Here is an 11804-nt window from a genome sequence, read left to right on the forward strand (position 1 = left end):
AAGAAGAATTGCAGCAACAGGCTAAACTTCAAAAGCAGCAATTAATAGCCGAAGCAACAAACCAAATCGCACCATTACAAGATGCTATGGATCTAAATATGGCAAACGATGAGGAAAAAGCACAGTTAGTAGCTTGGAAAAAATACCAAATATCACTGAGCCGTATTGATGTTACATCAGCACCAGACATTAACTGGCCTAAAAAGCCATAGTTATATGTATTTTGATATCGGGCTGCATAAGCAGCCCGATAACAATCGTAAGGCATTCTATTTAGTCTATCTTAGAAATATTATGCTATTATTTTGCAATCTACCGGGATAGATCTTTTTAATTTTACAGACTCAATATTCTGCCAATGGGTTGCAGGTTACACCATCTGAGTTTGTATTCTCTGGATGGACAGCCGAAGGAATACCTGGCATTTTCATATTGAGAATGAGCTCTTTCTATATTGCTCCAAATTAGTAAAGAGCCAATAGAATGCTTTTGCAATTCATCTGAAGTATCCATTCCTGCCTGGATAAACTCAAAGATAGTGTGTTCAAAAGTACATGTCTTTGTAATAAAATGAAATGCGCATGCCTCATCTTTGTAAAATAATATATTTCCCCATATAAGAGGTTGAATTAGTTCAAATAATTCTTGAGTTAGCGCCTCATCAACACAACAAGAACCCCATCTTTTCTCGGTAAGAGAGAAATAAATATTTGCTATTTCTCTTGGGTTGAAAGATTCACAATCTACGACTTTTCCTCCAATCTTTAGAAAGCGCTTCAATCGGTCTTTATATTTTTTCTGGGATTTTGTCGATATTCCACCGTTACCTAATTCTTTAGCAATGCACACTCTTCTATTGGCATTAAATATATATGTTGAATTAATCAAATTTTTCCTATTTAAAGGAGAAATAAATTTTGATTTAATAGGCAATACAAATTTAGCTTCCGGAGAAGCGGGTATGATTAATTCGTCATTAGGAATAGCTATACGGATATATTTCGATAACGGAGTACAAGGATCGTTTGCAAGAAACCGCTCTCCCCATATGCATATGGCAGCAGTCAATAACCCATTAGAATCTTTCTGTACATAGTACTTTTCATCACATTTAAAATGTTTATGAATGAAATCTAAAACAACGGGGTGTGTTGCTAATCCCCCTCCGCGCAGGCTGTAGCATTGACGATAATCGTCAATGCTAGCTTCTTCCCATCAAATCAGAGATAGTAATGTTTTCATCTAAATTCTTTATCCATTAAATAGTTCAGGTAAAATTTAATTATTCATGCATTTAAAAGCTATTTTATTTACTTTATCTGCTACTATGACTTATCATCATATAGTATTATTCGTATTTTTCTATACTGGGAAATTGTAATGGTGCTTCTATATTATGTAGGTCCATTTGTATTATAAATAAAGTATTTAGGTTTAAATTTTATTTTTTTAAGTAGCCAAGATTTATTTTGTTCACATAATGAAAAATATATGGTACAGTATTAATAGAAGTTTCGGCTGGATGAAGAAATTGAACCTCCATTTTTCTTGTTTTTGAAAGCTAAAATACGTTTTACTGTTACGCGATGACCTATTAATAGATAAATATGAAACTTACAAAAAACCACCTAATCAAGCTACTACCAGTTGTTGCACTCTTCATTTTTTGCCTTTTAGCTCATATGGCTTTAGGTTATCGCTTAAAAATAGCGTATGTATTCGCTATATTCTTTATTTTTCTATTGCTAAATAAGGTGATTGTGGTTTACAGGACCCTGCTTATGGTTCTTGGTATAGCAACTCTCGTTTATGCCCCTATCGGGCTTACATACGGATCACCAAACTTCAACTCAATTCTTTCGTTATTCTATACAAATAAACAAGAAGCTAGTGAATTTATCTCTTCTATTCCAGTTGAATATTATCTTTTTAGTACGTTTATCCTGTTCTCTTGTTTGCTCTCTCTGAAAGTAAATATTAATTTACATAGAAATATTAACATTTTTCTATTCTCTTTTGCATTAATTACAGTAATACACCACCCTTTAAAAGCTTTTATACAGGGTGAGGAATTCAATATCCTTGACTCTGGGCTTCCTGAAATTAGAGCAGTTAAAGATGTCACTACCAACTTTATAATGGTAAAAAGTGAATATAAAAAAATGCAGGAAATATTAAGTGAAAAGGATACATGGGGAACGGTATCAGCAAAGTCCAAATATAGTACCTATATTGTTGTGATTGGAGAAAGCGTACGTAGAGATTTTATGAATGCGTATGGATTTCCGATACATAATACACCTTTTATGAGCACTGCTAATGGAACGCTTTTTACAAATTATATATCAGCGGGTCCATCAACTAAAATATCGTTGGCAAACTCACTAGCAATGGTCAAAGATGGTAAAAATATTTTAAGCAATAATATTGTTACATTAGCAGAAAAAGCTGGTTTTTATACCTACTGGATATCAAATCAGGGTTCTATGGGGATATTTGATACTCCGGTTGCTAGTATGGGTGCGAGAGCAGACTCTCCATTATTTATTAAAAAAGGTGAATCTAGTTCTGGTCTTAACAGAAATATGCCTGACACAAATATAATACCAATTGTGAAAAAAGCCTTAGAGGATAAGAGAGAAAAGAAGCTAATTGTTATTCATCTAATGGGATCTCATTCCCCCGCCTGTATCAGGACAAATTATGAATATAAGGTATTTTTTAAGTCAGAGCAGGTTTCTTGCTATATACAGAGTATTGAAAACACTGATGATTTGCTATCAATAATTACTGATGAAGCACAAAAAAATGAGAAGAATTGGTCCTTGATGTATTTTGCTGATCACGGAGTTTCTTTCTTTGAGAAAGATAGTAAGAAGATGAGGCTTGCTCATAATGATAAATATAAGCAGAATTATCAGGTTCCTATGTTTATTACATCTTACGACGATACGTCACGTAATATTATTAACGTTCAACGCAATTCAATGAACTTCTTAACACTATTTTCAGAGTGGACAGATATTAAAGAGTCTACAATATCTGAGAATTGTAAAATGCTGTCTAATGAAATATGTGAAAACCAAGATAATGTTCTGAACTTTAATAATAAAGTCATGAAATATAGCTCATTACCGGAAGATAAAATTACTGAATAAATTTTATACTATGGAAAATATAAACAGGATTTGTGTTGAAACCGATTTTTAGATGAGATTGAATAGGTAACGAAGATAAGGTTGAATTAACTTATGAAAGCAAAAAAAATTATTCTCGTAGGCTACGATATGTCAGGCTTTGGAGGAAAGGAAATTGTATGCAAAAAATTAGTGACTCTATTATCGAAAGATAATACATCATTAGATATCAGCTTCCTCTTTATCAATGATATTCGCCAAGGATGTGTTGAAATAGATGATGGATGGTTAAATGGTATGTCATTTCATCGCATCCGCTCTGAAATATATAATACAAAGGCTCGCAGAGTACATTTTTCCTTTTTATTCTCTAAATTTATTAAAAGAGAAAAGCCAGATATCATTATTGCTACAGATCCACTAAGTTGCTATATAACAAGTCTAGCGAAAAAATTAATTTTTTCCAAGATCCCTATATTCTCATGGATTCACTCTTCTCTTGATCAATTATACAAAAATATTTATGTAACAAAAGCTGATTATCACCTTTCCATTAGTTCAGGGATAACTCAGCAATTTATTGATAAAGGAGTTAATCCAGATAAAATCTTTACTATTTTTAATCCTGTTTCTCAGAAAAGCGAAATTATCCCTCGACCAAGTGGGAGTATAACTAAATTTCTATATGTAGGTAGATTAACTGATGACGAGAAGAACATTAGTGGCATGTTTAAAGCATTATCGGAAATTCATGGTAATTGGGAGTTAAATATTGTTGGTAGTGGTCGTGATGAAAAAGTATTACGTAACTTAGCAGATAGTCTAAATATAACTAGCAATATAATATGGCATGGTTGGCACAATGAGCCGTGGCACTATATTATCAGTGAAATTAAAGAGATTACAACATTGTTATTAACTTCAAATTTTGAGGGATTTCCTATGGTATTAGGTGAAGCTAATTCCCAAGGTATATATTGTATAAGTTCTAACTGTAAAACTGGTCCAGCTGATATCATAATCAATGAAATAAATGGTGAGTTATATCCTGTTGATAAACCCTCTGAATTAATAAATAAATTACAGGATATAGTTAACGGAAAAAAACTATCTGACAGCGATGAAATAAAAATGGCGATTTCAAACTTATATGATTCAAATTATTTAAAAAGAGTGAAATCAGCACTTAACATTTAATAGCATCTACTAAATAATACAAGAGGTATGATAATGCAAGGTTCATATTTACATTCTAACAAAAAGTTATCAATTATAGTTGCAGAATATAACTTAGAAGGTTTAATAGGAAAATTCTTAGAGAATGTAATGAACGCATCCTAACCACTTAGCCTTTGGCATTGTGCTGGAATTGAGAGATGAAGTGTGGATCCTTGCAGATTTCTGGCCTTATCTTATAGTGCCTAAAAACGGGAGACTGTTGCTCCTTGATGACTGGAGGATCCACCCATGAAATTTACTCCTTTTGGCGTCGATATTGCAAAACATTTGATGCAAATTCATTTTGTTGATGAATACACTGGTGAACTCGTTGATAAGCCGCTGCTGCGGCAGGATTTTTTAACATTTTTCAGTAATCGAGAACCTTGTCTGATTGACATGGAAGTGTGTGATGGCGCCCACTATTGGGCACGGGAACTGAGAAAGCTGGGGCATGAAGTGCGTTTGCTTCAGGCTAAATTTGTCAAAGCGTTTCGGATGGGAAACAAAAATGATGTTCAGGATGCCCGGGCCATTTGGCTGGCGGTTCAGCAGCCCAGTAAATCGGTCGCCGTCAAAAACGAAGAACAGCAGGTCATTTTGTCATTACACCGAATGCGCTACCAGTTAGTGAAATTCAGAACCGCGCAAATCAACGCACTGCATGGTTTACTGCTGGAATTTAGTGACACCGTACATAAAGGCAGAGCTTCACTGGATAAAGCAATGCCGGAGGTGCTTGAGTGGCTAAGGGAAAAGTTGTCTCCGTTCCTGCTTGAGCTGCTTGAGGAGCAATACCACCGTTTGAACGAAATCGATGAACAAATTGAACAGGTGGAAAAACAACTAACGGCGTGGGCAAAACAGAATGCCGATTGTCAGCGGATGATGAAAATTCCCGGTATCGGTGTCCTGATCGACCGCCGCCATCACGACGATGGGCGATCCCAGCGCGTTTCGGTCGGGCAGGGAATTTTCGGTCTATATTTTTAGCGAAATGTAATAGTGTTCATTATACTAAGACGAAGTACTATAACTACGTAAAAAGAGAAGGTAGTTTATCTAATTCCATTGATGAATCTAAAGTAAATATAATGGCAAAGGTTATCTTAATAACAGATGAAACTTTTGGCAGAAAATTCAGAAACCTTACAGCTTGTCATGCTATAGAGCTTATCTATAAATATGAAGATAAATTGTCAAAAGAATATTTTGACTCTATTTATCAGATAGTAAAAGACCTTTCAATATTAGGCTTTATGTTAGATCGTAATTTTAGGTTTAGTTTTAAAAGAAAGTTCCTGAAAATAAGAAAGAAATAGAATATTAAAGGGTGGAAAAATCCACTATTTCTTTTATTAAGAGATGATCTTGATATTAAACCCATAAAAAACATTATCATTCATAATGTTGGAACTCATAGCTATAAAATCACTGTTATTTGGTGGGGAAGTTTTATAGCACATTTATTAATAGCCCGATTAGTAAATGCTAATGGTTCAGATATATTATCAATAGGTGATGGTTACTCTGACAATCAATAATTTTCCAATACTCCAATACATAGTCACAGTAAATCTAGATAATATTTCTCCTGAAGGACATTATTAATTATATTGTGGTCGCCAATGCGTGTGAATATCCTGTTAGGATTGGCGTTCATCGCCATTCTGTTTCCGGGACTACAACTGATATGGATTCAAAAACTGCAATAAACATAACAAATGAATATATAAAGTTGATGAATTAGTATCGAAATATATGATATTAATAATTACTGCCCTATTTAAGGGCAGAATTATTATGGAAAAAGTAATCGACCAACGCTTTCTCTGATACACCAGCGATCTTTATATTTGTAGGTAGGTTTTCCAAATGAAAAACGCATTGCCTTATTTTCTTCGTTACATTTTTTCCACGCATTTTGAGTGTTGAGCCACATTATTATAGTTCCTACAGACAATTTGGCTAACTCTGTATTTAACCCAATATTTATGTAATCAAAAGTTGACCATTTTGGATTATCTGATTTCATTATTAACTGAAATGCTGCTGGCTTACCTTGATAAAAAAGGATACTACCAAACACCATACTGCGAAATTTTTGGATGAACTTTATGTTTTCTTCTCTTTGACCTGGATATACACCTCTGCGCATCTTGAAGAGTTCAAAATAAATATCTACTAATTCAGAGGCACTATATTCACGTTGGTCTATTATCTCTCCCCCTTGCTCAAGGAATCGTCTAACTTCTCTTTTTCTTGAGTTTTTCGTACTGGATGACATCATCTCTGGATTCTTTGCCAAGCAAATCTGTCGTCTGGCATTCAATTTGTAAGTAACATTCATAATCGAGCTTGCGTTTATCTCTGATATAATTTTACCTTTAAAAGGAAGTAAGCTTTTTTTCTCAGTAGATAAAGGCAAAATTAATTCATCTTTTGGCACAGGCAAATTGAGATGTTTAGTAATTTCGGAAGTGAAATAATCATTAGCCAGATATTTATTGTGCCATACACATAAGGCTCCTGTGAGCTCACCATTCCCATTAGTTCTCACAAAGAATCGTTCTCTACATTCTGCGTGTGAGTGCAAATAATCAAGGACATCAGGGTGCGTTGAAAAATTGCCGCCAAACTTTTTATAACAATAACGGTATTCAGACACCCCCGCTTCTGACCACCCTGAAAAATGCGTCTTTATGTTTAGAATATTCAATGATGCTACCTCTATATAAATCTAAAATGGATTGTAATTATGGTAATCTCCATTTTTCACGGTGATAAATACAACACATGTCAAACGTTTCCAACAATATATTAGACTGTTTATGGTTATAAAGCCACTGCTATTCGGCGGCAAATATACTATGTATTAGCAGTGATTTAGGTAATTTATGTCGATTTCGGCTCAAACAGCCCTGTAATTACTTTAGTTGCTTTGGCCGTATTGTGCCGGACTTTCTTGGACACGATTATCAATACGCTGCTGCTTTCCGGAAAATTCAGACAAATCAACGTCGATAACAAACCAGTTATCAATGTATTGATATTCTGTGTTTTTTGCATAGACTAGATAGCTAGGGTTCTTAATTTGTTCAATGGCTTTACTGTTTGCGATCATATCTTCAACCGTTAACAAGATAGCTTCACGTGCCATTATCGCAATGTCTTCTTTATTATCAGCAGCAAAAAACAGCCATAATTTTCGGTATACAGCGCAGGAATAACTAGACCATACGCTGTGTTTTCATCCTTCGGCAACTCAACACCTACTGAAAAAAACATGATGACCTCCAAAGTCGGCGGAGAGTAAACTCTCGCCATTTTCTTTATAAATTTGACAATACCGATAAGCTGATCTTTTTGGGGATACAGAGCTGGGAATGTCTTTCCGGTTATTGGTGACTCCTTCCGCATGCTTTCTAAGTTCGTATCCAACAGCAGTCAGCTCTTTTATTAGATTAGTTGATTTCATATCCTCCTAACCTGACATCAGCATATGCACACATACCTATAAAGTAAATTTATTTATCTCAAATGAACTTGCAAGATGATGCTAATTTTTTGTATATTTAGCACCCAATAGTTAGTTGCTCGTAATTGCATCGAGGTCAATATATTTCTTTCTCAATCATTATTTTGGTTATTTATTGACATTCAGATTTGCCCAATTTTTACCATGTTGAATCCCATTGGATGCTTTTTAAAAGCTACTTTGATAAAGATTGCCGTCAGTTAATGGGCTACAGAAAACATTCTGATGTAATAGAGGATAATGAGCTCCATTTCGGATAAAATCAAGCATCTTCAATGAGTACGGGTATATTTGATTTATGAGTATTAATGAGTGTTCTAATAGTCTAATTATAATGGTTATGCCGGGGCTTAATGCAATATTGGAGAGTTTTATATCTGGTTCCCGCAAGTTTTACGTGTTTTCCTCCGGTTTTTTAACCAGTCGGTCATACTTTATTTTCATAAATTTCAGTAAATTATCGGCTTTCTTGGTTGCATAATCATGATAGATAACTCTCACACTGAAAGTGTGATACATCGCATAATGCGAGTTTAAAGAGAACTATGTAGACTCGCTAAGTTATCATCTAAATCTTGTTCATAGTTTTTTCAAGATGAATGTATTTTTCTCTAAATAGTTATTTTGGTTATTTTACTATTCATGGAGAAGGTGCGGCACTTATCATTCGGGCTTTGCGTTCATATGACAGTGTAAAGGATTCATAAACATGGCATCAATTGAATGCTTTTTAAACTATGGCGCATCCATGCACCATAGTGTTACCTAAGTTCATGTCTTGCCGCTTCAGCTAAAAAGTGACTTCTATCTCTATATTGTGTCGGACTTTCTTTAACACGATTATCAATACGCTGAATAAGTGTATCGGGTAATGAGATATTAATACGTTGTTGCTTTCCGGAAAATTCAGATAAATCAACATCAATAACAAACCAACTATCAATGTATTGATATTCTGTGTTTTTTGCATAAACCAGATAGCCAGGGTCCTTGATTTGTTCAATGGCTTTACTGTTTGCAACCATATCTTCAACAGTTAACAAGATAGCTTCACGTGCCATTATCGCAATGTCTTCTTTACTATCAGCAGCAGAGAAACAACCATAATCTTCGGTACACAACGCAGGAATAACCAATCCATACGCTGTGTTTTCATCTTTCGGCAACTCAACACCTACTGAAAAAAACATGATGACCTCCAAAGTCGGCGGGGATTAAATCCCCGCCATTTTCTTTATAGATTTGACAGTGCCGATAGGCAGATCTTTTTTAGGATGCGGGACCGGGAACGTCTTTCCAGTTATAGGTGACCACCAAATTTGGTGACTACCTCCGTTATGCCTTCTAAGTTCACACCCAGCAGCAGTCAGCTCTTTTATTAGGTCAGTTGATTTCATATATCCTCCCAACCTGACATCATAATACACACGCATACACACAAAGTAAATTTATTTATCTCACAAAAAAATGGCTAAGAAAGCTTGCTAATGTGTGATAGTTGCAAAATATGGCATTGCAGCAGGCCACGCCTAGTATTCAGAGGGTTAAAATCCTCAGGGAAAACGTATTGTTTGGGGTATACCGCGATACATTCTCTGAACTTACAAGGCAAGATGGTGCTAATTTTTTGCTGATTTATTACTCAAAATGTGTTTGTAATTTCTTCGCGGCTAATATCTTTCTCTCTAATTCGCCACTTTGGTTATTTATTGATACGTGAATATACGCGATCTTTACCATATTTAGATCCGTTTAACACTTTAAAAAGCTGAGTTGATAAGAGTTACGGTAAATTAATGAGTTATGGTAAACCTTGGTTTGACGGAAACAGTGGAGTTGGCAAAAAGTGCAGCTAATATCAACACCATTTATCCTGTTGGAATTGTGGTTTGGTTTGCGCAAAATAAAAACCCAAATGCGTTATTTCCAGGCACTACATGGAAATATATTGGTGAAAATAAAACAATTCGTCTAGCCAGTATGAGTGGCTCAAACGTACTGAGTTCTGGAGGCTCTGATAGTATTACTCTCTCAGCAGCACAGTTACCTGTGCATAACCATTCATTTAGTGCAACAACTAGCTCATTTGATTATGGGACAAAAACAACAAACACAACAGGAAACCATTACCATACTGTAAATGGTATGGGAAGGCCCGGAGATATACGTCCAAAAGTATCTACAACCTCAGGAGGAAGTTATACTTTCGAAAATCCAGATACTAACTCAGCAGGCAATCATAACCACATTGTAGCGATTGGTGCCCATAACCATTTAGTAAGTGGGGCAACAGGAAACACTGGTAATAGTTCAGCGATAAATGTAGCTAACGCCTATGTGATGTTAATGGGTTGGTATCGTTCTGCGTGAGTTAATTGATGGTTTAATTTCCTCTTTGTCATTTTAAAACAAGGAGGAAACTAATACGAAACTGATAAGATTTAGTGAACCTTTGCTTTATAAAGAACAAACGCAATGAAACGGGAAAGTGTTTTTACTCTTCGAGTGTCATTTGTATTGTGGATTTTTTCTATTAAAGAAAACCACTTTTTTGCTGTGGATTCGCGATCATATTGTTCAAATCTTTTTTTCCCATTAAATACCATTGACGTATATAAATCTGGTTGTTTTCGTAATTGATCCACTGCTTCTATGAATTGCCCTGGCGTTTTAGCAATTAAATAATCTAATTCACTTATCCGTATAGCTCTCATAGAAGGTTCATCATCACAAATTAAAGGACAACCAGCATTCCATGCATTGATAAGTTTGCTAGCCGGTTTTCTCATAAGATCAGAGTCATGCTCTTTCCTAAAACTTATAGCTATATCGATATCACTATAATTAGTCCAATCATTTGTTGATATTCTAAGTGTTATACCTCTTTTACTTAAATCGCTTATAAGATTTTTTCCTGCAAAAAAATCAGGTAAAGCATCAACGTGTCCAAAAAAACCAATGGTTTTTATTTCATTACTATCTTTGGATCTGCATTTTAAGTTTGGTTGTGGCCAGTGTGGTAAAAATATCTTTCCGGGTTCTGTTTGTAGTGGATTTTGTACAACGACATAATCAGCCCCATAAACAGGTGGGCGATCAGCTTGACAAACAACAGTGCATCCTGCCCACGGCTTAACTCTAAAGCTAAAATCATCGTAGTGTAATAGATTAACTGCATCAGCCCGGACTTGATTGGTTAGTGTAATATCAAGATAATCGCCGTAGTAATATTTGAGATTAATTAAAGTCTGAAAAACCCAGCAAGCTTTACCTTTACGATATAATCTATCTGGGATGGAATTAGGATTGATTCTTTGATTAACCATCTGTTCAAAATCATAAGCATAGTCGTTTATGAATTTTTGGTTAGAAACACCGTTAACGATAATCTTTTCCATTACTAATCTATTTCCTAATTTTTAAACAGTATCATTTTTAGTATTTAGGTTAACATAATTATAATATGTTATAAATTGTTTTTATAGGTTATTTGGAGCTGCACTATCCAATTATCCGGAACTCAATAGTCATATCTAACTAACTGAATCATCAATCAGTTTTCGTTTGGTACTAAGAAAAATTTTTACCTATTTACTGAGCGATTAAAGGAGACGTAGTTTTAGAAGCCCGATTAAATAATTCCCCTCAGAATGAATGACTTAAAGGATTATCCCAGAATGACAACAATAAGGGCTGCTTATGCAGCCCGATATCAAAATACATATAACTATGGCTTTTTAGGCCAGTTAATGTCTGGTGCTGATGTAACATCAATACGGCTCAGTGATATTTGGTATTTTTTCCAAGCTACTAACTGTGCTTTTTCCTCATCGTTTGCCATATTTAGATCCATAGCATCTTGTAATGGTGCGATTTGGTTTGTTGCTTCGGCTATTAATTGCTGCTTTTGA

12 protein-coding genes and 2 pseudogenes are annotated in these 11804 nt (G+C 34.9%); 6 read left to right on the plus strand and 8 right to left on the minus strand.

Going from position 1 to position 11804, the window contains the following annotated elements; all coding sequences use genetic code 11:
* On the plus strand, positions 1–212 hold a 212-nt coding region (locus tag C6H66_RS23305), incomplete at its 5' end, for a tail fiber assembly protein (protein ID WP_146111108.1).
* Between the two features lie 124 nt (positions 213–336).
* Here C6H66_RS23305 and C6H66_RS23310 read toward each other — a convergent pair.
* Positions 337–1200, minus strand: coding sequence for a GNAT family protein (locus C6H66_RS23310; RefSeq protein WP_105396866.1), 864 nt, complete (start codon positions 1198–1200; stop codon positions 337–339).
* 407 nt (positions 1201–1607) lie between these two features.
* Here C6H66_RS23310 and C6H66_RS23315 point away from each other — a divergent pair, with 407 nt between their 5' ends.
* The 4 genes and pseudogenes from C6H66_RS23315 (at position 1608) to C6H66_RS26195 (ending at position 5677) form a co-directional block, all read left to right on the plus strand.
* Entirely contained in the window at positions 1608–3158 is a 1551-nt protein-coding gene (locus C6H66_RS23315; RefSeq protein WP_105396867.1) for a phosphoethanolamine transferase, read from the plus strand.
* A gap of 93 nt (positions 3159–3251) precedes the next feature.
* Positions 3252–4334, plus strand: a complete 1083-nt coding sequence (locus C6H66_RS23320; RefSeq protein WP_105396868.1) for a glycosyltransferase — start codon at positions 3252–3254, stop codon at positions 4332–4334.
* 270 nt (positions 4335–4604) lie between these two features.
* Positions 4605–5343 (plus strand): annotated as a pseudogene (locus C6H66_RS23325) (IS110 family RNA-guided transposase); the annotation flags it as partial.
* A gap of 106 nt (positions 5344–5449) precedes the next feature.
* Entirely contained in the window at positions 5450–5677 is a 228-nt protein-coding gene (locus tag C6H66_RS26195) for a hypothetical protein (protein ID WP_181150283.1), read from the plus strand.
* A 479-nt stretch (positions 5678–6156) separates the two neighbouring features.
* Here the strand turns inward: C6H66_RS26195 and C6H66_RS23335 are convergent, their stop codons facing one another.
* The 5 genes and pseudogenes from C6H66_RS23335 to C6H66_RS23350 form a co-directional block, all read right to left on the minus strand.
* Entirely contained in the window at positions 6157–7023 is an 867-nt protein-coding gene (locus C6H66_RS23335; RefSeq protein ID WP_161786714.1) for a GNAT family N-acetyltransferase, read from the minus strand.
* Positions 7024–7287: 264 nt separating this feature from the next.
* Positions 7288–7515, minus strand: coding sequence for a type II toxin-antitoxin system HicB family antitoxin (locus tag C6H66_RS27100; protein WP_248000799.1), 228 nt, complete (start codon positions 7513–7515; stop codon positions 7288–7290).
* Between the two features lie 155 nt (positions 7516–7670).
* Positions 7671–7833: pseudogene (locus tag C6H66_RS27815) on the minus strand (type II toxin-antitoxin system HicA family toxin); the annotation flags it as partial.
* A gap of 821 nt (positions 7834–8654) precedes the next feature.
* On the minus strand, positions 8655–9083 hold the full coding sequence (locus C6H66_RS23345) for a type II toxin-antitoxin system HicB family antitoxin (protein ID WP_046397637.1): 429 nt from the start codon (positions 9081–9083) through the stop codon (positions 8655–8657).
* A 24-nt stretch (positions 9084–9107) separates the two neighbouring features.
* Positions 9108–9290: a type II toxin-antitoxin system HicA family toxin gene (locus C6H66_RS23350; protein WP_046397638.1), complete on the minus strand. Its 183-nt coding sequence runs from the start codon at positions 9288–9290 to the stop codon at positions 9108–9110.
* Between the two features lie 433 nt (positions 9291–9723).
* Between C6H66_RS23350 and C6H66_RS23355 the strand changes: the two genes are divergently transcribed.
* Complete coding sequence (locus C6H66_RS23355) at positions 9724–10263, plus strand: phage baseplate protein (RefSeq protein ID WP_248000801.1); 540 nt, start codon at positions 9724–9726, stop codon at positions 10261–10263.
* A 71-nt stretch (positions 10264–10334) separates the two neighbouring features.
* Here C6H66_RS23355 and C6H66_RS23360 read toward each other — a convergent pair whose 3' ends face one another.
* Positions 10335–11291, minus strand: coding sequence for a glycosyltransferase (locus C6H66_RS23360; protein ID WP_105396870.1), 957 nt, complete (start codon positions 11289–11291; stop codon positions 10335–10337).
* Positions 11292–11620: 329 nt separating this feature from the next.
* A partial coding sequence (locus tag C6H66_RS23365; protein ID WP_146111109.1) for a tail fiber assembly protein occupies positions 11621–11804 on the minus strand: 184 nt, incomplete at its 5' end.

Source organism: Photorhabdus hindustanensis (assembly GCF_002968995.1).
In the GTDB taxonomy this organism is placed as follows: domain Bacteria; phylum Pseudomonadota; class Gammaproteobacteria; order Enterobacterales; family Enterobacteriaceae; genus Photorhabdus; species Photorhabdus akhurstii.

Coding starts and splice junctions, on each gene's coding strand:
- C6H66_RS23315 (WP_105396867.1), top strand. CDS start 1,608: ATGAAACTTACAAAAAACCACCTAATCAAGCTACTACCAGTTGTTGCA.
- C6H66_RS23320 (WP_105396868.1), top strand. CDS start 3,252: ATGAAAGCAAAAAAAATTATTCTCGTAGGCTACGATATGTCAGGCTTT.
- C6H66_RS26195 (WP_181150283.1), top strand. CDS start 5,450: ATGGCAAAGGTTATCTTAATAACAGATGAAACTTTTGGCAGAAAATTC.
- C6H66_RS27100 (WP_248000799.1), bottom strand. CDS start 7,515: ATGGCACGTGAAGCTATCTTGTTAACGGTTGAAGATATGATCGCAAAC.
- C6H66_RS23345 (WP_046397637.1), bottom strand. CDS start 9,083: ATGTTTTTTTCAGTAGGTGTTGAGTTGCCGAAAGATGAAAACACAGCG.
- C6H66_RS23350 (WP_046397638.1), bottom strand. CDS start 9,290: ATGAAATCAACTGACCTAATAAAAGAGCTGACTGCTGCTGGGTGTGAA.
- C6H66_RS23360 (WP_105396870.1), bottom strand. CDS start 11,291: ATGGAAAAGATTATCGTTAACGGTGTTTCTAACCAAAAATTCATAAAC.